Here is a 23,648-nt window from a genome sequence, read left to right as displayed (position 1 = left end):
TCAGGCCTCCCGGCTGCGTGCACACATCATGGTAGCTTCGCAAACCACTTTGCCGTCGACCATCGCCACACCTTTAAAGCGGGTCAGGCCACGGCGGGTTTTCTCGAAAGTGACTTCCATCACCATCTGGTCACCTGGCACAACAGGACGCTTAAAGCGTGCTTCATCAATACCAGCGAAATAGTAAAGTTCACCCGGCTCCAGCTTACCTACGCTTTTAAACGCCAGAATCCCGGTGGCTTGCGCCATCGCTTCTAAAATCAGAACACCCGGAAAAATCGGCTTACCAGGGAAATGGCCCTGGAAAAACGGCTCATTGACAGAGACATTTTTTACCGCGCGCAGGAAACGGCCTTCTTCGAAGTCCAGTACGCGATCTACCAGCAGAAACGGGTAGCGGTGCGGCAGCAGTTCTAAAATCTCTTCAATGTGCAGAGTATGAGTGTCAGTAGTCAAAATACTCTTCCTGTCTAAATATACTGAAAAGGCAATAATAACACGGCCTGCGGCGATCGGTTGATCGCTGGCAGGCCGCGAATCTGGTATGCGCGAAAGCGTAATGCAGATGATTTAGTCTTGTTGATTAACTTTACGCTCAACCGCTTTTAAGCGTTTGCTCATATCATCAATATTCATCACCAGCGCTGCGGTTTTACGCCACACTTTGTTCGGTTGCAGCGGGATGCCTGAGGAGTACACCCCAGGTTCAGTGATGGGACGCATAACCATGCCCATTCCTGTCACTGTGACCTTATCGCAGATTTCCATATGCCCGTTGATAACGCTGGCACCGCCAATCATGCAGTAACGGCCAATTTTCAGGCTGCCCGCCATGATAACGCCACCCGCAACCGCCGTATTGTCGCCAATCACGACGTTATGTGCAATCTGGCACTGATTATCAATAATCACGCCATTGCCAATTATCGTATCGTCAAGCGCGCCGCGGTCGATAGTTGTACAGGCGCCGATCTCAACGCGATCGCCAATAATCACACGACCTAATTGCGGGATCTTCACCCAGTTCCCGCGATCGTTGGCATAACCAAAACCATCTGCGCCGATCACGGTGCTTGATTGAATCAGGCACTGTTCGCCGATTTCAATTTCATGGTAAACGGTAACATTGGCCCAAAGGCGAGTGCCTGCGCCAATTTTAGTATTTTTACCGACAAAACAGCCTGCGCCGATAATCACGTTATCACCCAGCTCAACGCCGGACTCGATAACGGCATTCGCGCCAATTGCTACGTTTTGACCCAGGCGCGCGCTTGCATCAATCACCGCGCTGGGCGCGATATCCTGAGCGGGTTGCGGCGTGGTGTCTAAAATCTGAGCCATACGGGCATACGTCAGGTAGGGATTTTTTACTACCAGCGCCGCGCCTGTGGCAAAAGGAAGATCATCCTGCGTCATGACGACAGCAGAAGCCTGGCAAGCGGCCAAATGCTCACGGTAACGCGGGTTTACCATGAAAGTGATTTGTCCCGCTTTCGCAGATTGCATGGACGCCACGCCGGTGATGGCAATATCGCCATCACCGTGTAATTCCGCATCCAACTGCCGGGCTAAATCAGCCAGTCGAATTGAAGGCATTACTTATTTAACCTGTTTCAGTACATCGGCAGTGATGTCTTTAACATCGCTGCCTGCGTAAGCAACGGTGTTGGCATCCAGAACCAGGTCGATATCCTGATCCGCAGCAACGCTTTTCACTGCGCTCTGGATACGGGTAACCAGTTTGCCGCGTTCTTCGTTAGAGCGACGAGCACGATCCTGCTCGAACTGCTGCGCTTTGCCGGAGAATTCCTGACGGCCAGCCATCACGTCTTTTTCCAGCTTGCTGCGATCGCTGGCTTTCATCGTGGAGCCATCACGCTGCAGGCGCTGCATTTTGGATTGCAGGTCTGTTTCCATACGTTGCAGTTCGCTTGCACGGCCTTTGAACTCATTTTCCAGCGTCTTGGATACGCCAGTTTTCTGAGCGACCTGCTGGAACAGGCTGCCCATATTAACAACAGCAACTTTATCCGCAGCCTGGGCAGAAGCCGCCATTGTCAAACCGAGACCTGCAGCAATTAACCACTTTTTCACAATAAACTCCTTACCATCCCATATGTACCCGAAGGTACTGCTCTTTGCGTGGCTTCGGCGGGTTCATACCCGCCAGACGTCAACGCTACACTGCATAAGCATTCCCTTGCAGCGGACAGTTACCAGGTTTTACCGATGTTAAACTGGAACTGCTCTGCTTTGTCTCCATCGTATTTCTTAAACGGCTGGGCGTAAGAGAACACCAACGGCCCCAATGGCGACATCCATTGTAAAGCTAAGCCTGCGGACATGCGGATATTGCTTGGATCGCTGTAATCCGGTACGCCAGCGGCTCTCATCGCAGCGGTATTTTCCCAGTTGGTGTCCCAGACCGAGCCTGCATCGACAAACAACGACGTGCGCACTGAGTTCGCGTACTTCTCGCTCAGGAACGGCGTTGGGGTAATAAACTCAAGGCTTGCTACGCCCATTGCGTTGCCGCCGACGGCGTCGTCGGAATCACATACTTTACTGGTGTCTGTCGTGTCGCAATTATCCAGTCCCGGACCGCCATAGTAGACCGCTTTCGGACCAATGTTATTGGACTGGAAGCCGCGTACCGTGCTGGAACCGCCCGCATAGAAGTTCTCATAGAACGGCATCTCTTTGCCGCCCAGACCGTCGCCATAACCCCAACGGGTACGACCCAGCACGACCCACTTATGATCTTCGTCGATCGGGAAGTAGGAGGCGGTATCAAGCGTCACTTTATAGAACTCGTTATCGGAGCCCGGAATCGTCACTTTACCGTTCAGGCTAACGCGAGAACCTTCCGTCGGGAAGAAGCCGCGGTCAAGCTTGTTGTAAGTCCAGCCGTAGTTCAGCGTAAAGTCATCCGCCGAGAAGCCGTTGTCATCTGAAGAGGTGGACGTGCTCTGACCGATAGAATCCAGGTAGCGCCACATGGATACCTGCGGCTGCATATTGGACAGGTCGTTATGCACATAACCTAAGCCCAGACGCAGCGTGTTGTATTCATTGATCGGGAAGCCCAGCGTGCCATCTAAACCATAGCTCTTATTGGTATAAGAGGAGAGGTCCGCGTCATCCGCCTGGAAATCGTTATAGAAGATACGCCCGCCAAGACTTACGCCATCGACCGTAAAGTACGGGTTGGTGACAGAAAGCTCAGAGTAAGTCTGGTAGTCGTTCTTAGTGCCGTTAATACCGACGGAATAGCCGGTGCCTAACCAGTTATCTTGCTGTACGCCGACCTGGAAGCTAACGCCGCTTTCGGTGCCGTAACCCACACCGAAGTTGAAGCTGCCGGTGTTACGCTCTTTCACTTTATAAACCACGTCGACCTGATCCGGGCTGCCTGGTACGCGCTGGGTATCCACATCAACCGTTTCGAAGTAGCCGAGGCGGTTTAGACGCTCTTTCCCCTGGTCAACCAGGTTGCTGCCGAGCCATGCGCCTTCCATCTGGCGCATTTCGCGGCGCAGCACGGAATCTTTGGAAGTGTCGTTGCCCTCAAAACGGATTTTACGCACATAGAAACGGTTACCGGAATCCACATTCACATGCAGCTTCACGGTCTTATCCGCATCGTTGATTTCCGGCTGCGTCTGCACGCGCGGATAGGCGTAACCATAACGACCCAACAGTTTCTTGATGTCGTCTTCCATTTTGGTCACTTTCGTGCCGTTGTAGAGCTCGCCCGGTTCCATTTTGGTCAGGCTTTCAATTTCAGCAGAGTGGCCAGCAAGGTTGCCGTTCACCTCAACGCCGGCAATCTTATACTGATCGCCTTCGGTTACGTTGACAGTGATATAGATACCTTTTTTATCTGGCGTCAGACTCACCTGCGTGGAGTCGATATTGAAACGCGCGTAGCCGCGGTCCAGATAATAACTGCGCAGCGTCTCAAGGTCGCCCTGCAGTTTCTGTTTCTGATATTTGCGATCGCCTACAACGTTCCACCACGGCACTTCGTCACGCAGCTGGAAGTGAGAGATAAGCTCTTCAGTGCTGAAAGCGTGGTTGCCAACGATGTTGATCTGCTGGATTTTGGCCGAAACCCCTTCCTGGAAGACCAGTTTGAGATCGACGCGGTTACGCGGTAGCGGCGTAACGACAGCTTTTACGCTGGCGCTATATTTACCAACGCTGTAGTAGAAATCTTCGAGTCCCTTTTCGATATCAGACAGGGTTGTGCGGTCAAGTGACTCCCCTACCCGAACGCCGGAAGCTTCGAGGTTCTGCTTAAGCATGTCATCCTTCACCGATTTGTTGCCGGAGAAGGTGATGCTGGCAATCGTCGGACGTTCTTTAACCTGAACCAACAGGTTGTCGCCGTCGCGCAGCACCCTTACGTCCTCAAAGTTGCCAGTGGCAAAAAGAGCACGGATCGTATTACTGATATCCTCGTCGTTAACCGTATCGCCTGGACGTACTGGCATACTGAGGAGGGCCGCACCAACGGCGACTCGCTGCAGGCCTTCGAAATGAATGTCCTTCACCACGAACCCGTCTGCACCGTATACGGTGGCGCTGCTAAACAGCAGCGACGCTATGAGCAACTTTTTCATCGCCATCGTTGTTATGCGTTCTTCCTAACCTGGCTCTCTTTATAACCGAGAGAAATCATTGAAAAGTGCAAGCCCCATTAACAACACCAGCAAAATCGAGCCAATGCGATAACTAAAGTCTTGAACTCGCTCGGAAACCGGCCCGCCTTTAAGCTTCTCAATCGCCAGAAAAAGCAGGTGTCCCCCATCAAGCACGGGCAGCGGAAACAGGTTGATGATGCCCAGATTGACGCTTATTAGCGCCAGGAACATCAGATAGTAAACCAACCCGTACTCCGCCGACATTCCTGCCCCCTGGGCGATAGAGATAGGCCCACTGAGGTTATTCAGTTTAACGTCGCCGGTTATCAATTTCCCCAGCATGGTTACTGTCAGCTTCATCAGTTGCCACGTTTTATCCGTAGCTTCAGCGATGGCGGCGAACGGCCCATACTGGCGCACTGTTTTATATTCATCAGGCAGCGGGATTACCTTCGGCACTACGCCTGCGAATCCCTCAGCCTTTTCATTACCGGGTTTTGTATCCGGTATCAGCGTTAAAGACAAGGGGCTCCCCTGTCTTTCTATCTCAATTGAGAGCGGCCGCGATGGGTTATCCCGCACCAGGGTGACAAAAGTCATCCACGTTGTCAGCGGCTGCCCTTCGACTTTAACGATCCTGTCTCCGGCTTGCAAACCTGCTTTGCTGGCTGCCGACTGTGGCTGTACCTCTGCAAGCACAGGTTCGATTTTCGGGCCGCGCGGCTGAATGCCAAGCGATGAGACCGGGTCTTCCTTGTCCGGTTCAAACTGCCAGTTGCGCAGGTCGAGCGTTTTCTCCGTACGCGCATCGCTGCCAAAAGGTGCGACGCTTAGCGTTGTTCGCTCGTCCCCAATTTTCGCTACCAACGCCAGGCGAACAGCATCCCAATCTGGCGTTTCGATACCGTCGATGGCTTTTAGTTCCGTACCCGGTTCGATTTGTGCCTGCGCAGCGATGGAGTTGGGCGTTATTTCGCCAATGACGGGCTTAACGCTGGGAATACCGATGAGAAAGACCAGCCAGTAGGCAAAAACAGCGAAGAGGAAATTAGCTATCGGGCCTGCTGCGATTATCGCCGCACGCTGGGCGACAGTTTTGTTGTTGAAAGCCTCGTGGCGCATCTCCGGCGTAACCGGCTCAACACGCTCATCCAGCATTTTGACATAGCCGCCCAGCGGGATCAGGGCAATCACATATTCGGTGCCCTGACGGTCGGTGCGTCGCCAGAGCGCTTTGCCAAAGCCGATGGAAAACCGCTCAACCCGCACGCCAGCTTTTCGGGCTACCCAGAAATGGCCAAACTCGTGCACGGTGATAAGAACGCCCAGTGCAACGATAAACGCCGCCAGATTCCAGAGTATGCTTAACATAAAAATTTCCGTCAGAGGATCCTGAAGACCAACAGCAGCAGGCATGCAAAGACCGGTACCGCCGCCGTCAGGCTGTCAATGCGGTCCAGTACCCCGCCGTGGCCAGGAATCAAATGGCCGCTATCCTTAATTCCCGCTTCGCGCTTAAACATGCTTTCCGTTAAATCTCCCAGTACGGAAGCAAGCGCCGCGACAACCGAACAAGCCAGCAGAACGCCTGGCGTTACGTTCAGATTCGCCCAGATGCCAAAGAGCCAGGCGATAACCGCCGAGGTAAGCAGCCCGCCGATAAAACCCTGCCACGTTTTCCCCGGGGAGACTTTCGGCGCCAGCTTATGCTTACCAAACAGCTTACCAAAAATGTAAGCGCCGGAATCTGCGCCCCATACAAGAAACATCACATAGAGCAGCCAGAGAGAGCCGCTGTACTGACTTGATTCATAGTGCCATGAGCGCAACGCCACCATGCCCCAGAAAAAGGGCACGATAGTCAAGACGCCAAAGATAAGACGTAGCACGCGTGAATGTCGCCAGAAATTCGCCGAGGCCGGATAAAACAGCACGAGCAATAATGCCCCGCACCACCAGGCAAGGGAGGCCCAAAGCGCCACCTGCACCATGGGCAATTCAATGGTGCGTTGGTAATCAGGCAAAATGAACAGCATTAAAGCGAGCAGCAAGCCGCAAAGCACCGCCAGACCAACCCGTTGCGCGCGTGAAGATAAACCGCATAGCTGGCCCCATTCCCAGGCTGCCAGCATGCAAACCACCAGGGTAACGACAGCGAAGCCCATTGGCGGCAGCCAGAAAAGCGCGGCGATAACAACAGGTATTAATACAAAAGCAGAAAGCAGGCGATACTTCAGCAAAAGCTACCCCCATCAGGCATCAATGCCACCCGGTGCAGTACCGCCAAAACGACGTTCGCGATTGGCAAAGGCATTTAATGCACCTTCAAAGTCTTGTTCATCGAAATCAGGCCAGAGAACATCGGTGAAATAAAGCTCCGCATAAGCGATTTGCCACAGCAGAAAATTACTGATTCGATGCTCTCCCCCTGTCCTAATTACTAAATCAACGGGAGCCAGTTCATGCATGCAGACCTGCTGGTTAAGCAACTCTTCATCAATCTCATCCGGGCGTAACTGCCCTTCCTGAACCTGTTCAGCCAGGCGTCTGACTCCCTGAATAATATCCCAGCGACCGCCGTAGTTCGCGGCGATATTCAGCGTCAGCCCGGTATTCTGGCTGGTTAACGCTTCAGCTTTATGGATGCGGTCCTGCAGGCGCGCGTTGAAACGGCTGATATCGCCGATAACCCGCAGACGTACGTTATGGCGGTGCAGGCTTTTCACTTCGCTATCCAGCGCCCAGACAAACAATTCCATCAGCGCGCTGACTTCCTGCGCGGGCCGATTCCAGTTTTCGCTGCTGAAAGCATAGAGCGTCAGAGCATCAATACCATTATTCGCCGCAAAAGAAACCGCGCGGCGAACTGATTTAGCCCCCGCTTTGTGACCAAAGGCTCGGATTTTCCCTTGTCTTTTCGCCCAGCGACCATTGCCATCCATAATAATGGCAACATGGCGCGCACCATGCGCGGGCAAGCTCTCGCTTAAGGGTTGATTAGCAGACAACATAACGCGTATTTATTCCCTGATAAGGATTAAGCGGTACTCAGGAACCTTGAAGCCTCGCATACACAAAAAAGCCGTGACAAACACGGCTGACCCGACCGGAATGGCTCGTTCACCTGCGTTCAGGTGGCGCAGACTATATCACTGAAGCACAACGCTAACAAATAACGTCTCTGCCGCTGTGTAAATGATCATCAGCTTGCGAAGCGAGTCACGAGTTTGTTCGCCGTTTCACGCGCCTTTGCATCAACCTGCAACACCTGCTCCACGCTTTCCGGTTCGTGGAGATCCATCTCGTTAAGCACGGCCTGATTAAGCGCGGCAATATCGGTGAAACGGATCGCGTGCGCCAGAAAAGCCGCTACCGTCACTTCATTCGCCGCGTTCAGCGCCGTCGTCGCCGCCTGCCCTTGCTCAAAGGCGTCAATAGCCAGTTTCAGGCAGGGGTAACGCTGATAGTCTGGCTCGCAAAAACTCAACGTTCCGATGGTGCAAAAGTCGAGCGGATTAACCCCGGAGCGGGCTCGCGAAGGCCAGGCCATCGTATGCGCGATGGGGGTGCGCATATCCGGTTCGCCTAACTGCGCCAGCACGCTGCCATCGGTGTAACGCACCATAGAGTGAATCACCGACTGCGGATGGATAAGCACTTCCATCTGATCGGCGCGAGCGTTGAACAGCCAACGGGCTTCAATATATTCCAGACCTTTATTCATCATGGTGGCGGAATCAACGGAGATTTTTCGACCCATTGACCAGTTCGGATGACGGCAGGCTTGATCGGGCGTCATACCCGCCAGCGCATTCAATGCCGTTTCCCGAAACGGACCACCAGACCCTGTGAGGATAATTGACGAAACGCCATTATCTTCTAACTTAGCGTACCCCAGGTTATGTTGAATTGTTCCCGGTAAACTCTGAAAAATCGCGTTATGTTCGCTGTCGACCGGCAACAGTTGCGCGCCGTTTTGCTTCACGGCGTCCATAAACAGGCGGCCGCAGGTTACCAGCGACTCTTTATTCGCCAGTAAAACGGCCTTACCTGAACCGATAGCCGCAAGCGTCGGCAACAGCCCCGCCGCGCCTACAATGGCCGCCATGACTTGATCCACCTCATCCAGCGCCGCCATTTCGCAGGCTGCCTGACGCCCTGCCAACACCTCGGTACGACTCCCCTGCTCGCGAAGCGCAACACGTACCGCACTGGCGCTAGCCTCATCATCCATTACGGCGTAGCGAGGATGAAATTCCAGACAATCCTCAACCATGCGGGCTACGTTTTTACCGGCTACCAGGGCGGTTACGGCAAAGCGGTCTGGATTATGACGAACAACGTCAAGAGTGCTGCCACCAATCGATCCGGTGGAGCCGAGAATGGTCAAATGCTTCATGAGACGCTCAACAGAGGGAAAGAGAAAGATCCGCGTCGCCGGACGCGCGGCCCAATGCAAAACGCCGTCAGCCAAAACCACAACATGCGGCCTGGCTGTACGGCGTTGTTTACCATCAGCGAGAAATCAGAACTGCATCAGTTCAGTTTCTTTGTCGGCCAGAGCCGCGTCCACTTTTTTGATAGCAGCGTCAGTCAGTTTCTGAACATCGTCCTGCGAACGACGATCGTCATCTTCACTGATTTCTTTGTCTTTCAGCAGCGCCTTCACTTTATCGTTAGCGTCGCGACGCACGTTGCGCACGGCAACACGGGCCTGCTCAGCTTCGCCGCGCACGACTTTGATGAGGTCTTTACGACGCTCTTCAGTCAGCGGGGGCAGCGGAACGCGAATATCGCTGCCCGCAGAGCTCGGGTTCAGACCCAGATCGGAAGCCATGATAGCTTTCTCAACGGCAGGCCCCATGGAGCGATCGAAAACGTTGATTTTCAGCGTACGGGTATCTTCTACCGTTACGTTAGCCAGCTGGCGCAGCGGAGTCGGCGTACCGTAGTACTCTACGACGATGCCATCCAGCAGGCTCGGAGAAGCGCGGCCGGTACGAATTTTGCTGATTTGGTTTTTGAAGGCCTCAACGCATTTTTCCATACGCACTTCGGCATCTTTTCTGATATCGCTAATCACGTTACGAATCCTTGAAAACTGGTTTTAGGCAGGCCATCTACGTTCGCGTCACGGCGTAATACGCGGTGAAGATAAGTATAGACCCGTTTAATTCATGGCAACCTGGCGTTACCTATCATCGAAACCGACTTTTGAAGCGGAATCTTACCCGTATTTCGGGCTCACGGAAATTAATCTGTGATGAGAGTGCCTTCTTTTTCGCCCATGACGACGCGGCGCAGCGCGCCTGGCTTATTCATGTTGAACACGCGAATCGGCAGGCTGTGGTCACGCGCCAGGGTAAAGGCCGCAAGATCCATCACTTTCAGCTCTCTTTCCAGCACTTCCTGGTAAGTCAGCTGCTCATAAAGCGTAGCGGTAGGATCTTTCATCGGGTCAGCGGAGTAAACGCCGTCAACTTTGGTCGCCTTCAGCACCACGTCAGCTTCAATTTCAATGCCGCGCAGGCAGGCTGCGGAGTCGGTGGTGAAGAACGGGTTGCCGGTACCGGCAGAGAGGATCACTACGCGGTTGTTGCGCAGCAGGCTAATCGCCTCAGCCCAGCTGTAGTTGTCGCACACGCCGTTGAGCGGAATGGCGGACATCAGTCGGGCGTTCACATAGGCGCGGTGAAGCGCATCGCGCATCGCCAGGCCGTTCATCACGGTGGCAAGCATGCCCATGTGGTCGCCCACAACGCGATTCATGCCCGCTTTAGCAAGGCCTGCGCCGCGGAACAAGTTGCCGCCGCCGATGACCACCCCGACCTGGATACCCAGCTCAACCAGTTCTTTAATTTCCTGCGCCATGCGATCCAGTATGCTCGCATCAATACCGAAGCCTTCTGCACCTTGCAGCGCTTCGCCACTCAGCTTGAGCAGAATGCGTTTGTAAACGGGTTTTGCATTGGTAGCCATGTTTCTTTCCTGGAACTGTCAACGAATGGGATGATTACTGGCGACATCTTGCGTCGCATTAGCGCCTTTGCTGTATAAGAGCAGGCTGAATTTGTAAGGCAGATAAAAAGGAGCCGCCCTGAGGCGGCTCGCTTACAGCATTAAGACTGCTTGGACATAGCAGCAACTTCTGCTGCGAAGTCAGTCTCAACTTTCTCGATGCCTTCACCCACTTCGAAGCGGATGAAGTTGATAACGTCAGCGTTGTGCTCTTTCAGCAGCTGGCCAACGGTCTTGCTCGGATCAACAACGAAAGGCTGACCGGTCAGAGAAACTTCGCCGGTGAATTTCTTCATGCGGCCTTCAACCATTTTCTCTGCGATTTCTTTCGGCTTGCCAGACTGCATGGCGATGTCCAGCTGTACCTGGTACTCTTTCTCAACCACTTCAGCAGACACGTCTTCCGGCTTAACGAATTCCGGCTTGCTCGCCGCAACGTGCATAGCCAGCTGTTTGATAAGCTCTTCGTCAGCGCCTTTAGCGGAGATCAGAACGCCGATGCGCGCGCCGTGCAGGTAGCTGCCAAGCTCAGCGCCTTCGAGGGCGGCAACGCGGCGAATGTTGATGTTCTCACCAATTTTCGCTACCAGCGCTACGCGCTCTTCTTCAAACTGTGCTTTCAGCACTTCAACGTCAGTGATTTTGCCAGCAACTGCGGCATTCAGCACTTTGTCAGCAAACGCCTGGAAACCGCCATCTTTAGCAACGAAGTCAGTCTGGCAGTTAACTTCCAGAATCACACCGTAGTCGCCTTCGATTTTGGTTTTGATCACGCCGTCAGCAGCCACGTTGCCTGCTTTTTTCGCTGCTTTGATAGCACCGGACTTACGCATGTTCTCGATTGCCAGCTCGATGTCGCCGTTGGCTTCAGTCAGCGCTTTTTTGCAATCCATCATGCCAGCGCCAGTACGTTCGCGCAGCTCTTTTACCAGGGAAGCGGTAATTTCAGCCATTCTATATTCCTCGGTTATCTCATTTGGGGAGATATACCCTACCGGCCTCAGGTTACAGTCTGCGACGTACCATAAAAGCGGGTGGGTATAGGCCTGGCGTGCCCGAAAGGTGTCTGACAAGCCAGACTCAAACAAAAAAGGGGCCTGAAGACAGGCCCCCTAACCAAACTTGTTACTACCTGGTTAATAAGGGCTCAATACGAGCGAACCTTATTATTCAGCTTCTACGAAGCTTTCTTCCGCCTGAGAAGCCAGGTCCTGAGAACGGCCTTCGCGTACGGTTGCAGCAACAGCGTTCAGGTACAGGCTAACAGCACGGATTGCGTCGTCGTTACCCGGGATAACGAAGTCAACGCCGTCCGGATCGGAGTTGGTATCAACGATAGCAAATACCGGGATGCCCAGGTTGTTCGCTTCTTTGATAGCGATGTGTTCGTGATCGGCGTCGATAACAAACAGTGCGTCCGGCAGGCCGCCCATGTCTTTGATACCGCCGAGGCTGTTTTCCAGCTTGTCCAGCTCACGAGTACGCATCAGCGCTTCTTTCTTGGTCAGCTTGTCGAAGGTGCCGTCCTGAGACTGAGTTTCCAGGTCTTTCAGACGCTTGATGGACTGACGAACGGTTTTCCAGTTGGTCAGCATGCCGCCCAGCCAGCGATGGTTCACGAAGAACTGATCGCAGCTCTGAGCCGCTTCTTTTACCGCTTCGCTAGCAGCGCGTTTGGTACCGACGAACAGGATCTTACCTTTACGGGAAGAAATTTTGCTCAGCTCAGCCAGGGCTTCGTTGAACATCGGTACGGTTTTCTCAAGGTTGATGATGTGAACTTTGTTACGCGCACCGAAGATGAACGGCTTCATTTTCGGGTTCCAGTAACGGGTCTGGTGACCGAAGTGAACACCAGCCTTGAGCATATCGCGCATGGAAACAGTTGCCATGTTTAAAACCTCTATATAAAAGTATGGGGTTATGCCTCCACGTATCCCATATTGCCGACCCCGAAGGGCACCCCGGAATATGTGCCGATACGTGTGTGTTATTACACAATGTGAGAGTAATCGCCTCTGCACCCGTTTTTGGTACAGAAGTCCGGCGCGCTTTATATCACAAAATCGGCCCAGACTCCAATAGTTGTTCACGCCCTTCCCGCTGAGTGAATCTCAATTTGGCACCCTATGCATGCCCTGATAACATTGATTTCACTTTCACTCTTATTTGTCGGGAATCCGGCAACAGCGGACCTGAATATGGCTATCTCAATTAAAACCCCAGAAGAAATCGAAAAAATGCGCGTCGCCGGCAGGCTTGCCGCCGAAGTGCTGGAGATGATCGAAGCGCACGTCAAACCCGGCGTCAGCACCGGCGAGCTGGATCGCATCTGCCACGACTACATCACAAATCATCAGCACGCGATCTCCGCAAGCCTGAACTACCACGGTTTTCCGAAATCGGTCTGTATTTCTGTCAACGAAGTGGTTTGCCACGGCATCCCGGATGACGAAAAGCTGTTAAAAGATGGCGACATCGTAAACATCGACGTGACCGTGATTAAAGATGAATATCATGGCGACACCTCAAAAATGTTTATCGTCGGCAAACCGACCATTCTTGGCGAGCGTCTGTGCCGCATCACGCAGGAAAGTCTCTATGCTGCGCTGCGCATGGTAAAACCGGGCATTCGTCTGCGCAGCCTCGGCGCCGCTATTCAGAAGTTTGTCGAAGCGGAAGGGTTCTCGGTCGTGCGTGAATATTGCGGTCACGGCATTGGCCGCGGCTTCCATGAAGAGCCGCAGGTGCTGCACTATGACGCGGATGACGGCGGCGTTATCCTGCAGCCGGGCATGACCTTCACCGTAGAGCCGATGGTGAACGCGGGCGACTACCGCATCCGCACCATGAAAGACGGCTGGACGGTTAAAACTAAAGACCGCAGCTTGTCTGCTCAGTACGAGCATACTATTGTGGTGACGGAAAACGGCTGCGAAATTCTGACGTTGCGTAAGGACGACACGATCCCCAACATCATTTCGCATAACGATTAATAAGAAGCCGGCTCAAGCCGGCTTTTTTATGGGCGGCGCATGATGAGTAATAGTTTACCTGAGCAGTATGCGAACACGGCTCTCGCTTCTTTACCGGGCCTGCCAGCCCAACCCGCCACCTGGCCGCAAGAAGCGTTACACTGCGCGGCGATAAAACAGCATCTGGATGATTTTCAACGCTGGCTCGGCGTCGCCTTCGACAGCGGCGTCAGCGCCGAAGATCTTGTCGAAGCGCGTACGGAATTTATCGACCAGCTTCTGCAGCGCCTCTGGCTGCATTACGGTTTTGGCGATACAGAGGAAACGGCGCTGGTGGCGGTCGGCGGTTATGGGCGCGGCGAACTGCACCCGCTTTCAGACATCGACCTGCTGATTTTAAGCCGCAAACGCCTGCCCGATGCGCAGGCGCACAAAGTCGGCGAGCTGTTAACCCTGCTCTGGGACGTGAAGCTTGAAGTGGGCCACAGCGTGCGCACGCTTGAAGAGTGTCTGCTTGAAGGGCTGTCCGATTTAACCGTCGCCACCAACCTGATTGAGTCCCGCCTGCTGATTGGCGACGTCGCGCTGTTTCTTGAACTGCAAAAACACATTTTTAGCGACGGCTTCTGGCCTTCTGAAAAGTTTTTCCCGGCGAAAGTGGAAGAGCAGAATGAACGCCACCAGCGCTATCACGGCACCAGCTATAACCTTGAGCCCGATATCAAAAGCAGCCCCGGCGGCCTGCGCGATATCCATACTCTCCAGTGGGTCGCGCGTCGCCACTTCGGCGCCACGTCACTGCGTGAAATGGTAGGGTTCGGTTTTCTGACGGAAGCGGAGCGCAATGAGCTCGACGAATGTCAGCATCTGCTCTGGCGCATCCGCTTCGCCCTGCACCTGGAGCTGAACCGCTACGACAACCGTCTGCTGTTCGATCGCCAACTGAGCGTCGCCCAGCGCCTGAACTACCAGGGCGAAGGCAACGAGCCGGTCGAGCAGATGATGAAAGATTTCTATCGCGTCACTCGCCGGGTGGGCGAACTTAATCAGATGCTGTTGCAGCTCTTCGATGAAGCGATACTTGCGCTCTCCACCGATGAAAAACCCCGCCCGCTGGATGATGATTTCCAGCTTCGCGGCACGCTTATCGACCTGCGCGACGAAACGCTTTTTATCCGCGAGCCGCAGGCGATACTGCGGATGTTTTACGCCATGGTGCGCAACCGGGACATCACCGGCATTTACTCCACCACGTTGCGTCATCTGCGCCACGCCCGCCGCCATCTTAAACAGCCGCTGTGCTATATCCCCGAAGCGCGTTCGCTGTTCTTGACCATGCTGCGCCATCCGGGCGCGGTCAGCCGCGGGCTGGTGCCTATGCACCGCCACAGCGTGCTGTGGGCTTATATGCCGCAGTGGTCGCACATTGTCGGCCAGATGCAGTTCGACCTCTTTCACGCTTACACCGTCGATGAGCACACTATCCGGGTGCTGCAAAAGCTTGAGAGCTTTTCTCTTGAAGAGACGCGGTCGAAGCATCCGCTGTGCGTTGATTTATGGCCGCGCCTCTCGCATCCGGAACTTATTCTGATCGCCGCGCTGTTCCACGACATCGCCAAAGGGCGCGGCGGCGACCACTCCGTTCTCGGCGCGCAGGATGTCTTAAAATTCGCCGAGCTGCATGGCCTCAACTCCCGTGAAACGCAGCTGGTAGCCTGGCTTGTGCGCCAGCATTTATTAATGTCAGTTACCGCCCAGCGGCGCGATATTCAGGATCCGGAAGTGATCAAGCAGTTCGCCGAAGAGGTGCAGACGGAAAATCGCCTGCGTTTCCTGGTGTGCCTGACAGTCGCTGATATCTGCGCCACCAACGAAACGCTGTGGAACAGCTGGAAACAGAGCCTGTTGCGCGAGCTTTACTTCGCCACCGAGAAACAGCTGCGCCGGGGCATGCAGAATACGCCGGATATGCGTGAGCGGGTGCGCCACCATCAGGTGCAGGCGCTGGCGCTGCTGCGTATGGAAAATATCAACGAAGAGGCGCTGCACCATATCTGGGCGCGCTGCCGGGCGAATTATTTTGTACGCCACAGCCCAAACCAGCTCGCCTGGCACGCGCGTCATTTGCTGAAGCACGACCTCAACCAGCCGCTGATTTTATTAAGCCCCCAGGCGACGCGCGGCGGCACGGAGATTTTTATCTGGAGTCCGGACCGTCCTTATCTTTTCGCCGCCGTGTGCGCCGAACTGGATCGCCGCAACTTAAGCGTTCATGACGCGCAAATCTTCACCACCCGCGACGGCATGGCGATGGATACCTTTATCGTGCTGGAGCCCGACGGCAGCCCGCTTTCCGCCGACCGCCATGAAGCTATCCGTCATGGGCTTGAGCAGGCCATTACCCAGCGAACCTGGCAACCGCCGCAACCGCGTCGCCAGCCAGCCAAATTGCGCCACTTTACGGTGGAAACCGAAGTGAATTTCCTGCCGACGCACACGGAGCGACGCTCATTCCTTGAGCTTATCGCACTCGACCAGCCAGGGCTTCTGGCGCGTGTCGGCCAGGTGTTCGCCGACCTCAGCATTTCGCTGCATGGCGCAAGAATCACCACCATTGGGGAGCGAGTAGAAGATTTATTTATAATCGCGACAGCTGACCGGCGCGCCCTTAATAATGTGCTGCAACAAGAGGTGCAACAACGGTTGACAGCAGCCCTCAATCCAAACGATAAAGGGTAAACCCTTTTTTACATCGTTAAGTGAACCATCAGGAAAGAGCAAATAATGCATCAGCTACAAAATGTTATTGAAACCGCCTTTGAACGTCGCGCAGAGATCACCCCGGCTAACGTGGATACCGTTACCCGTGAAGCGGTGAACCAGGTTATCGCCCTGCTGGACAGCGGCGAACTGCGCGTGGCAGAGAAAATCGACGGCCAGTGGGTCACCCACCAGTGGTTGAAGAAAGCGGTTCTGCTCTCCTTCCGCATTAACGACAACCAGGTTATCGAAGGCGCGGAAAGCCGTTACTTCGATAAAGTGCCGATGAAGTTCGCCAATTACGACGAAGCGCGTTTCCAGAAAGAAGGTTTTCGCGTAGTCCCGCCGGCCGCCGTTCGCCAGGGCGCGTTTATCGCCCGCAACACCGTGCTGATGCCTTCTTATGTGAACATTGGCGCGTTCGTTGATGAAGGCACCATGGTAGACACCTGGGCGACCGTAGGCTCCTGCGCGCAGATTGGTAAAAACGTGCACCTCTCCGGCGGCGTGGGCATCGGCGGCGTGCTGGAGCCGCTGCAGGCGAACCCGACCATCATTGAAGATAACTGCTTCATCGGCGCGCGTTCTGAAATTGTGGAAGGCGTTATCGTCGAAGAAGGCGCTGTGATTTCTATGGGCGTGTACATCGGCCAGAGCACCAAAATCTATGACCGTGAAACGGGCGAAGTCCACTACGGCCGCGTGCCGGCGGGCTCTGTTGTCGTGTCCGGCAACCTGCCGTCGAAAGATGGTTCTTACAGCCTCTACTGCGCCGTTATCGTGAAAAAAGTGGATGCGAAAACCCGCAGTAAGGTTGGCATCAACGAATTGCTGCGCACTATCGACTAACAGCAGTAAAAAAGGCGGGCCTGGCCCGCCTTTTTGCTCTCTGATGGTGGCGTAAAAGGATATTTTCGTGAATTATCTATAGGTTAATGATTCCCCAGGGGGCCCGCTTATGTACGATAATCTGAAGAGTCTTGGCATAACCAATCCTGATGAAATCGACCGTTACAGTCTTCGCCAGGAAGCGAACAACGATATTCTGAAAATCTACTTTCAGAAGGATAAAGGCGAATTTTTCGCCAAGAGCGTGAAGTTTAAATATCCCCGCCAGCGCAAAACGGTTGTCGCCGACGGCGTTGGGCAAGGGTTCAAAGAAGTGCAGGAGATAAGCCCGAACCTGCGTTACGTGATTGATGAACTCGATCAGATCTGCCAGCGCGATCGCAGCGAAGTGGATCTTAAGCGAAAAATTCTGGATGACCTGCGCCATCTGGAAAGCGTGGTCGCCAACAAGATCAGCGAAATCGAATCCGATCTCGAAAAACTTACCCGCAACAAGTAACGCCTTCAGGGCTGGCTTGCCAGCCCCTTTTGTTTTACCGCATCCCAGCTATCCCAACGTGTGCCTACACTTGCTCATCATCCGTATGAGAAAAGCGGCGTCATAAAAAAGGCCGCTCGGGGCGGCCTTTTTAGCGCAATGCCTTTTACTGCATCAACAGGTAGATAGAGCTGTCGCCGCGCTGAATATTCAGCGCCAGCACTGACGGCTTGCTGTCGAGAATTTTACGCAGCTCGGCGATGTTATTTACCGGTTGCTGGTTCGCCCCGACGATAATGTCGCCTTTCTTAAGCCCGATGCGCGCCGCCTGGGAGTTCGCCTTCACGCTGTTGACAATAACGCCCTGGTCTTTGCCCGTACGGTTGCTCATCTCCGCGCCTTCAATGCCGTTGAAGACGGTGGAAGACTCAACCTGAGTCTGGCTGCTCTGCTGCAGCTCCAGGTTAACGTTGACTTCCTTGCCTTCGCGCAGCAGGCCGAGCGTCAGCTTGCTGCCGACCGGCATAGAGCCCACCTGGGCGCGCAGCGCCGCGAAGCTGTTGATAGGCTTGCCGTTCAGGGAGGTGATCACATCGCCCGCCTTCACACCCGCTTTCGCGGCGGAGGAGTTCGGCATCACCTGGCTTACAAACGCGCCACGCTGGGCGTCGACTTTCATCGCTTTCGCCAGCTCAGAGTTCAGCTCGGTGCCAAGAATACCCAGCTCGCCACGGCGCACCTGACCATACTGCACCATCTGCGCAGTCAGGTTTTTCACCATGTTGCTCGGAATGGCGAAGCCGATGCCGATGTTGCCGCCGTCCGGCGCCAGAATAGCGGTGTTAATGCCTATCAGCTCGCCGTTCAGGTTCACCAACGCGCCGCCGGAGTTGCCGCGGTTAATAGCGGCGTCGGTCTGGATAAAGTTTTCGTAGTTTTCCGCATTCAGGCCGCTGCGGCCCAGCGCCGAAACGATACCGGAGGTCACGGTTTCACCAAGGCCAAACGGGTTGCCGATAGCGACGGTGTAATCGCCCACGCGCAGCTGATCGGAGTCGGCGATTTGAATCGCCGTCAGGTTTTTCGGATCCTGAATCTGAATCAGCGCGATATCCGATCGCGGATCTTTACCTACCATTTTGGCGTCGAGCTTACGCCCGTCGCTCAGCTGCACTTTAATTGAGGTTGCGTTATCCACCACGTGGTTGTTAGTCACCACATAGCCTTTCGCGGCATCAATAATGACCCCGGAACCCAGCGCCATAAATTTCTGCTGCTGGCCGCCGTCGCCGCCTTCACCGCCACCCTGACAGAAAGGCGAACTCTGGAAAGGCGAACCTTCCTGGCAGAACGGCGAGTTATCGCCAAAGAATTGCTGGAAATTACGCGGCAGACGCGGCGTATTCACCGTCGTGCTCCCTTCAACGTTAATGCTCACCACTGATGGCATCACTTTCTCCAGCATCGGCGCCAGGCTCGGCATCTGTTGCGAGGTGGCGGAAGAAGATGCAGTCTCAGCGGCGAAAGCGGACACCGGCCCCAGCGCCAAACCCAGACTCAGAGCCAGCGCACTCATTGCTAACGTGGTTTTTTTCATCTTTTCAATCTCAGCTAAAAGTTACGTCAATTACCTGCTGTGTACGTGACAGTAAGAGTGACTTTATAGCGCGAAGTTCCAGCGTTAAGTTTCTGAATAAGTAAAAATTTATTGAGCGTCTTTACAAAACTCGCGCTATTTATTCCACCGCCATCAGGCGTCGATATTCATCCCATGCATATAAATCGGTCATGCCGCTGATATAATCCTGAATCAAACGGCAGCGATAATAATATTCCCACAGGGGATAATCCGCCGCCTCGGGATGCAGATTATTCACCGCTTCAATATAAGCCAGCCGGTGACGACCAGAAAGCTTGTGAAATAAGCGCGTCTCAATCGGTAAACGTCGCACGCCTTCGGTTTCCACCAGCTCGCGGAAATCCGTCAGCGGCAGTTTTAACAGCGGCTGGTAAATATCCAGCAGGCCGCTTATCACCCGGTAACCTTGTAATTCTAGCTGTTCAACGTCGGGGTGATTAAATACGCGACGCACCGCCACGCGCTTATAGAGCTCAAGCAGGCGGCTTGACGGGCTCTCATCCTCAAGCAACGCCTGGTTAAACGAGCCGTCAAAAACAGCAGGCAGGTTTTCAATAAACCGCTGCGCGGCATAGGGCACCAGCTTATTTAGCGTATTGACGCGCAAATACATAAAGAACTGGTCTTCGGCAATGCGCCGAAGCGGATTGGTCTTCGCTTTTTCATAAGCGTTTTCCACTACCTGCGCGAAAAGATCTTCAGGCTCGTGCTCGCCCCAGGATTCATAAAGATGCTGATAAAGCTGCTCGACGGTAAATATGCGTTTCTCTACCGCGTCTTCAAGGTCGGCCACGCAATAAGAGATGTCATCCGCCGCTTCCATAATCCAGGTCAGCGGAAAACGGCTATATTCGCCAAGCGAAAGCTCTTTACGTAGGCGGGAAATATAGCCCTCTTCCGCCAGGTAAAAACCGGGCTTTTTCATCAAATAGCTGTGGCTTTTCGGCACCGGGCCAGCATGCCACGCCGGGCGCGTATATTTTAAAATGCAGCCCACCTGCGCCCAGGTCAGGTTCATGCGCAGCAAAGTATGGACAAGGCGAATGCCCTGCGCGTTGCCTTCAAAATGGCACAAATCCTGGCGTATTTTGCGACGCAGCGCGTTGAGTTCTTCTTCGCCTTCCTGCAGCTTTAGCACCGCGACGGCGCAGCGGTCGTGGCTCAGCGGCTGGCTGGCGGCGTCGACAGGAAAAAGACGCTGGCTGAACCAGTCGTTGATCGCCGCTTCGCCAAAATGGCCGAACGGCGGGTTGCCGATGTCATGCATCAGGCAGGCCATCTCGACAATGCTTTCAAACGGCCCGGTTAGCTCCGCCAGCCCGTATTGTTCAAGCTTGCCCTGCTCTTTCAGCCGGCTTAATACCTCTTTGGCGATATAACGCCCGACCTGTTGCACTTCCAGCGAATGGGTGAGCCGCGTGCGTACTGCGGCGTTGCGCTCCAGCGGAAAGACCTGCGTTTTTTGCTGCAGGCGGCGAATGGCTGGCGAATTGATAACGCGTCCCCGGTCGCTTTCAAAAATGCGCAGGATCTCATGTTCACTTTTCGCTCCCTGCGGCGAGCGATACCGGCGACGCCAGTTTATTTTGTTGCGAAAATCGATCTCAGCCATAGGCTCTCCCGGTTCGCGCGCTTACGCGAATTAAATCCTTGTTGTCTGCCATGATAGACTATCCCCGTTAATCCATCATTTAGCGAGTATCTCTATGAAAGCAGGCATTATTGGTGCAATGGAAGAAGAAGTTACGCTGCTGCGCGACAAAATTGAACATCGTCAGACGCTGAAACTGGCGGGCTGCGAGATCTATACCGGCACGCTTAACGGCGTCGAGGTGGCGCTGCTCAAGTCGGGCATCGGTAAAGTCTCCGCCGCGATGGGCGCGACGCTGCTTCTTGAACACTGCAAGCCTGATCTCATCATTAACACCGGCTCGGCGGGCGGCCTTGCGCCTACGCTCAAAGTAGGCGATATCGTGGTTTCCGACGAAGTTCGCTATCACGACGCTGACGTGACCGCCTTCGGCTACGAATATGGCCAGATGGCGGGTTGCCCGGCCGCCTTTAAAGCGGATGAAGCGCTTATCGCCGCCGCTGAAGCCTGCATCGGCGAGCTCAACCTGCATGCGGTGCGCGGCCTGGTGGTGAGCGGCGACGCCTTTATCAACGGCGCCGACGCGCTTACCCGCATCCGCACCCGTTTTCCGCAAGCGATCGCTGTGGAAATGGAAGCGACGGCTATTGGCCACGTCTGCCATAACTTCGGCGTGCCATTCGTGGTGGTGCGCGCCATTTCCGACGTAGCGGACCAGCAGTCGCACCTGAGCTTCGAGGAGTTCCTCGCTGTCGCGGCAAAGCAGTCCAGCCTGATGGTAGAAACGCTGCTCGCCGCCGTAAACCGTGGCTAAGCGGCCGCTTAACAGGGCGCTCGCCGCCCTGCTTCTTCTCTTCCCGGCGTGGCTGATAGCCGCGCCGCGCGTCATTTCGCTCTCCCCTGCCAATACCGAGCTCGCTTTCGCCGCCGGCATTACGCCCGTTGCCGCCAGCGCTTATTCTGACTATCCCGAAGCGGCGAAAAATCTGGAGCAGGTGGCGAACTGGCAGGGTATGAACCTTGAGCGCATCGTGGCGCTTAAACCCGATCTGGTGCTCGCCTGGCGCGGCGGCAACGCCGAACGCCAGGTCAATCAACTCAAATCGCTTGGCATTCAGGTAATGTGGCTTGATCCGGCAAGCGTGGAGCAGGTCGCGGCGGCGCTTCGCCAGCTCGCGGCCTTCAGCCCTGCACCTGAAAAGGCGCAAGCGGCGGCAACCTCGCTACTTGAGGAATTTACGGCCCTGAAAAAGCACTACGCCGGGAAAGCGAAAAAGCGGGTCTTTCTGCAATTTGGCGGCCAGCCGCTTTTCACGACCAATAAAAGCTCCATTCAGAATCAGCTTGTCGAGGTCTGCGGCGGCGAGAATATCTTCGCCGACAGCCCCGCGCCCTGGCCGCAGGTAAGCCGCGAGCAGGTGTTGATGCGCCAGCCGGAAGCCATCATTACTGCGGGCGATGAAAAGGAAATTCCACAGATAACGCAGTTCTGGCATGAGCAGCTAAAAGTTCCGGTTATTACCGTAAAAGACGACTGGTTTGAGCGCGCCGGGCCGCGTATTATCCTCGCCGCGAAACAGCTCTGCCAGGCACTGGCAGCTACGAAATAACGAGTCGAGGAAAGGAAATGCTGGTTTATTGGCTGGATATCATAGGCACAGCCGTGTTTGCCATCTCTGGCGTTTTGCTGGCCGGAAAGCTGCGGATGGATCCGTTCGGCGTTCTGGTACTGGGTGTGGTGACGGCGGTGGGCGGCGGCACGATCCGCGATATGGCGCTCGATCACGGCCCGGTGTTCTGGGTCAAAGATCCCACCGATCTGGTGGTGGCGATGGTGACCTGCCTGCTGACCATTGCGCTGGTGCGCCAGCCGCGGCGCTTGCCGAAGTGGATTCTGCCGGTGCTGGACGCCGTAGGCCTGGCGGTGTTTGTCGGCATCGGCGTGAACAAGGCGTTTCTGGCAGGCACCGGTCCGCTGGTAGCCATCTGCATGGGCGTGGTGACGGGCGTGGGCGGCGGTATTATTCGCGATGTGTTGGCTCGCGAAATTCCTATGATCCTGCGAACCGAAATTTACGCCACCGCCTGTATTGCGGGCGGCATCGTCCACGCCACCGCGTTTTACACCTTCAGCGTGCCGCTTGAGCAGGCCAGTATGACAGGCATGGCGGTGACGCTTGCCATCCGGCTTGCCGCTATTCGCTGGCACCTGAAGCTGCCCACCTTCGCGCTCGACGACCACGCATAAACAAAAAAGCCGTGTTTCACAACACGGCTTTTTTTCTCCGGCTTACCCGGCGGGATTAGATGCTGAAGGAAGAGCCACAGCCGCAGGTGCTGGTGGCGTTCGGGTTGCTCACCACGAAACGAGAACCTTCCAGCCCTTCGGTGTAATCCACCGAGCCGCCCACCAGATACTGCAGGCTCATTGGGTCAACCACCAGCGCGACGCCCTGTTTTTCGATGGTCATGTCGCCGTCGTTGATCTGGTCATCAAAGGTAAAACCATACTGGAAGCCGCTGCAACCGCCACCGGTGATGTAGACGCGCAGTTTAAGGTTCGGATTCTCTTCATCCGCGATCAGGCTTTTTACTTTATTGGCTGCTGCATCGGTAAATTGCAGAGGCAGCGCTATGTCATCACTCATTTTATGCTCCCAACGAAGACCGCAATCGGGCAAAGAATAACCCG

The 23,648-nt window shown here is 54.8% G+C and carries 22 protein-coding genes; 7 read left to right on the top strand and 15 right to left on the bottom strand.

Translation table 11 applies throughout. The features are described from left to right. From fabZ to rpsB, 12 genes are all read right to left on the bottom strand, one after another. Entirely contained in the window at window positions 1-456 is a 456-nt protein-coding gene (gene fabZ / locus ACU4F7_RS04090) for a 3-hydroxyacyl-ACP dehydratase FabZ (protein WP_024552956.1), read from the bottom strand. Between the two features lie 114 nt (window positions 457-570). Beyond that, window positions 571-1,596, bottom strand: coding sequence for a UDP-3-O-(3-hydroxymyristoyl)glucosamine N-acyltransferase (gene lpxD / locus ACU4F7_RS04085; RefSeq protein WP_024559231.1), 1,026 nt, complete (start codon window positions 1,594-1,596; stop codon window positions 571-573). Window positions 1,597-1,599: 3 nt separating this feature from the next. Further along, window positions 1,600-2,094, bottom strand: a complete 495-nt coding sequence (gene skp / locus ACU4F7_RS04080) for a molecular chaperone Skp (protein WP_024559232.1) — start codon at window positions 2,092-2,094, stop codon at window positions 1,600-1,602. A gap of 119 nt (window positions 2,095-2,213) precedes the next feature. Next, on the bottom strand, window positions 2,214-4,631 hold the full coding sequence (gene bamA, locus ACU4F7_RS04075) for an outer membrane protein assembly factor BamA (RefSeq protein WP_481638082.1): 2,418 nt from the start codon (window positions 4,629-4,631) through the stop codon (window positions 2,214-2,216). 33 nt (window positions 4,632-4,664) lie between these two features. After that, window positions 4,665-6,017, bottom strand: coding sequence for a sigma E protease regulator RseP (gene rseP, locus ACU4F7_RS04070; RefSeq protein ID WP_029591153.1), 1,353 nt, complete (start codon window positions 6,015-6,017; stop codon window positions 4,665-4,667). Window positions 6,018-6,028: 11 nt separating this feature from the next. Continuing rightward, complete coding sequence (gene cdsA / locus ACU4F7_RS04065; RefSeq protein ID WP_029591154.1) at window positions 6,029-6,886, bottom strand: phosphatidate cytidylyltransferase; 858 nt, start codon at window positions 6,884-6,886, stop codon at window positions 6,029-6,031. Between the two features lie 12 nt (window positions 6,887-6,898). Continuing rightward, complete coding sequence (gene ispU / locus ACU4F7_RS04060) at window positions 6,899-7,657, bottom strand: (2E,6E)-farnesyl-diphosphate-specific ditrans,polycis-undecaprenyl-diphosphate synthase (RefSeq protein ID WP_029591155.1); 759 nt, start codon at window positions 7,655-7,657, stop codon at window positions 6,899-6,901. A gap of 191 nt (window positions 7,658-7,848) precedes the next feature. Next, window positions 7,849-9,045 carry a 1-deoxy-D-xylulose-5-phosphate reductoisomerase gene (gene ispC, locus ACU4F7_RS04055; RefSeq protein WP_481638081.1) on the bottom strand — a complete coding sequence of 399 codons (1,197 nt, stop codon included), beginning with the start codon at window positions 9,043-9,045 and terminating at the stop codon, window positions 7,849-7,851. A 126-nt stretch (window positions 9,046-9,171) separates the two neighbouring features. Further along, on the bottom strand, window positions 9,172-9,729 hold the full coding sequence (gene frr / locus ACU4F7_RS04050) for a ribosome recycling factor (RefSeq protein WP_029591157.1): 558 nt from the start codon (window positions 9,727-9,729) through the stop codon (window positions 9,172-9,174). Between the two features lie 170 nt (window positions 9,730-9,899). Continuing rightward, entirely contained in the window at window positions 9,900-10,625 is a 726-nt protein-coding gene (gene pyrH / locus ACU4F7_RS04045) for a UMP kinase (protein ID WP_029591158.1), read from the bottom strand. A gap of 140 nt (window positions 10,626-10,765) precedes the next feature. Beyond that, window positions 10,766-11,617 carry a translation elongation factor Ts gene (gene tsf / locus ACU4F7_RS04040; protein WP_024552946.1) on the bottom strand — a complete coding sequence of 284 codons (852 nt, stop codon included), beginning with the start codon at window positions 11,615-11,617 and terminating at the stop codon, window positions 10,766-10,768. A 213-nt stretch (window positions 11,618-11,830) separates the two neighbouring features. Beyond that, window positions 11,831-12,556 carry a 30S ribosomal protein S2 gene (gene rpsB, locus ACU4F7_RS04035; RefSeq protein ID WP_024559241.1) on the bottom strand — a complete coding sequence of 242 codons (726 nt, stop codon included), beginning with the start codon at window positions 12,554-12,556 and terminating at the stop codon, window positions 11,831-11,833. Window positions 12,557-12,865: 309 nt separating this feature from the next. Between rpsB and map the strand changes: the two genes are divergently transcribed. From map to ACU4F7_RS04015, 4 genes are all read left to right on the top strand, one after another. Next, on the top strand, window positions 12,866-13,660 hold the full coding sequence (map, locus tag ACU4F7_RS04030) for a type I methionyl aminopeptidase (RefSeq protein WP_481638080.1): 795 nt from the start codon (window positions 12,866-12,868) through the stop codon (window positions 13,658-13,660). A 42-nt stretch (window positions 13,661-13,702) separates the two neighbouring features. Next, window positions 13,703-16,378: a bifunctional uridylyltransferase/uridylyl-removing protein GlnD gene (gene glnD, locus ACU4F7_RS04025; protein WP_481638691.1), complete on the top strand. Its 2,676-nt coding sequence runs from the start codon at window positions 13,703-13,705 to the stop codon at window positions 16,376-16,378. A 45-nt stretch (window positions 16,379-16,423) separates the two neighbouring features. Then, on the top strand, window positions 16,424-17,248 hold the full coding sequence (gene dapD, locus ACU4F7_RS04020; protein ID WP_024560452.1) for a 2,3,4,5-tetrahydropyridine-2,6-dicarboxylate N-succinyltransferase: 825 nt from the start codon (window positions 16,424-16,426) through the stop codon (window positions 17,246-17,248). Window positions 17,249-17,357: 109 nt separating this feature from the next. After that, window positions 17,358-17,747 (top strand): DUF3461 family protein, encoded by a 390-nt coding sequence (locus ACU4F7_RS04015; RefSeq protein WP_024559245.1) that lies wholly within the window; start codon window positions 17,358-17,360, stop codon window positions 17,745-17,747. A 145-nt stretch (window positions 17,748-17,892) separates the two neighbouring features. Here ACU4F7_RS04015 and degP read toward each other — a convergent pair whose 3' ends face one another. Further along, window positions 17,893-19,323, bottom strand: coding sequence for a serine endoprotease DegP (gene degP / locus ACU4F7_RS04010; protein ID WP_029591160.1), 1,431 nt, complete (start codon window positions 19,321-19,323; stop codon window positions 17,893-17,895). A 139-nt stretch (window positions 19,324-19,462) separates the two neighbouring features. Further along, window positions 19,463-20,977: a dGTPase gene (gene dgt / locus ACU4F7_RS04005; RefSeq protein ID WP_024558133.1), complete on the bottom strand. Its 1,515-nt coding sequence runs from the start codon at window positions 20,975-20,977 to the stop codon at window positions 19,463-19,465. A gap of 94 nt (window positions 20,978-21,071) precedes the next feature. Here dgt and mtnN point away from each other — a divergent pair, with 94 nt between their 5' ends. Genes mtnN through ACU4F7_RS03990 form a run of 3 tightly spaced genes read left to right on the top strand, consistent with a single transcriptional unit; the run spans window position 21,072 to window position 23,204 of the window. After that, entirely contained in the window at window positions 21,072-21,770 is a 699-nt protein-coding gene (gene mtnN, locus ACU4F7_RS04000) for a 5'-methylthioadenosine/S-adenosylhomocysteine nucleosidase (protein ID WP_029591161.1), read from the top strand. Then, the gene (gene btuF, locus ACU4F7_RS03995; RefSeq protein WP_481638079.1) at window positions 21,763-22,566 is read left to right on the top strand and encodes a vitamin B12 ABC transporter substrate-binding protein BtuF; all 804 of its coding nucleotides are present in this window, start codon (window positions 21,763-21,765) and stop codon (window positions 22,564-22,566) included. The genes mtnN and btuF overlap by 8 nt, the downstream gene beginning before the upstream one ends. Before the next feature lie 17 nt (window positions 22,567-22,583). Beyond that, window positions 22,584-23,204, top strand: coding sequence for a TRIC cation channel family protein (locus tag ACU4F7_RS03990; RefSeq protein WP_024558136.1), 621 nt, complete (start codon window positions 22,584-22,586; stop codon window positions 23,202-23,204). Window positions 23,205-23,259: 55 nt separating this feature from the next. Here the strand turns inward: ACU4F7_RS03990 and erpA are convergent, their stop codons facing one another. Further along, a complete protein-coding gene (erpA, locus tag ACU4F7_RS03985) occupies window positions 23,260-23,604 on the bottom strand; it encodes an iron-sulfur cluster insertion protein ErpA (protein WP_481638078.1) in 345 nt (114 codons plus the stop codon). Between the last annotated feature and the right edge of the window lie 44 nt (window positions 23,605-23,648).

This window comes from Franconibacter pulveris (genome assembly GCF_056780215.1).
This window is presented reverse-complemented; position numbering and strand designations above follow the sequence as displayed.

Coding starts and splice junctions, on each gene's coding strand:
- dgt (WP_024558133.1), bottom strand. CDS start 20,977: ATGGCTGAGATCGATTTTCGCAACAAAATAAACTGGCGTCGCCGGTAT.
- map (WP_481638080.1), top strand. CDS start 12,866: ATGGCTATCTCAATTAAAACCCCAGAAGAAATCGAAAAAATGCGCGTC.
- ispU (WP_029591155.1), bottom strand. CDS start 7,657: ATGTTGTCTGCTAATCAACCCTTAAGCGAGAGCTTGCCCGCGCATGGT.
- erpA (WP_481638078.1), bottom strand. CDS start 23,604: ATGAGTGATGACATAGCGCTGCCTCTGCAATTTACCGATGCAGCAGCC.
- dapD (WP_024560452.1), top strand. CDS start 16,424: ATGCATCAGCTACAAAATGTTATTGAAACCGCCTTTGAACGTCGCGCA.
- ispC (WP_481638081.1), bottom strand. CDS start 9,045: ATGAAGCATTTGACCATTCTCGGCTCCACCGGATCGATTGGTGGCAGC.
- pyrH (WP_029591158.1), bottom strand. CDS start 10,625: ATGGCTACCAATGCAAAACCCGTTTACAAACGCATTCTGCTCAAGCTG.
- rseP (WP_029591153.1), bottom strand. CDS start 6,017: ATGTTAAGCATACTCTGGAATCTGGCGGCGTTTATCGTTGCACTGGGC.
- glnD (WP_481638691.1), top strand. CDS start 13,703: ATGAGTAATAGTTTACCTGAGCAGTATGCGAACACGGCTCTCGCTTCT.
- degP (WP_029591160.1), bottom strand. CDS start 19,323: ATGAAAAAAACCACGTTAGCAATGAGTGCGCTGGCTCTGAGTCTGGGT.
- rpsB (WP_024559241.1), bottom strand. CDS start 12,556: ATGGCAACTGTTTCCATGCGCGATATGCTCAAGGCTGGTGTTCACTTC.
- lpxD (WP_024559231.1), bottom strand. CDS start 1,596: ATGCCTTCAATTCGACTGGCTGATTTAGCCCGGCAGTTGGATGCGGAA.
- bamA (WP_481638082.1), bottom strand. CDS start 4,631: ATGGCGATGAAAAAGTTGCTCATAGCGTCGCTGCTGTTTAGCAGCGCC.
- tsf (WP_024552946.1), bottom strand. CDS start 11,617: ATGGCTGAAATTACCGCTTCCCTGGTAAAAGAGCTGCGCGAACGTACT.
- ACU4F7_RS04015 (WP_024559245.1), top strand. CDS start 17,358: ATGTACGATAATCTGAAGAGTCTTGGCATAACCAATCCTGATGAAATC.
- mtnN (WP_029591161.1), top strand. CDS start 21,072: ATGAAAGCAGGCATTATTGGTGCAATGGAAGAAGAAGTTACGCTGCTG.
- ACU4F7_RS03990 (WP_024558136.1), top strand. CDS start 22,584: ATGCTGGTTTATTGGCTGGATATCATAGGCACAGCCGTGTTTGCCATC.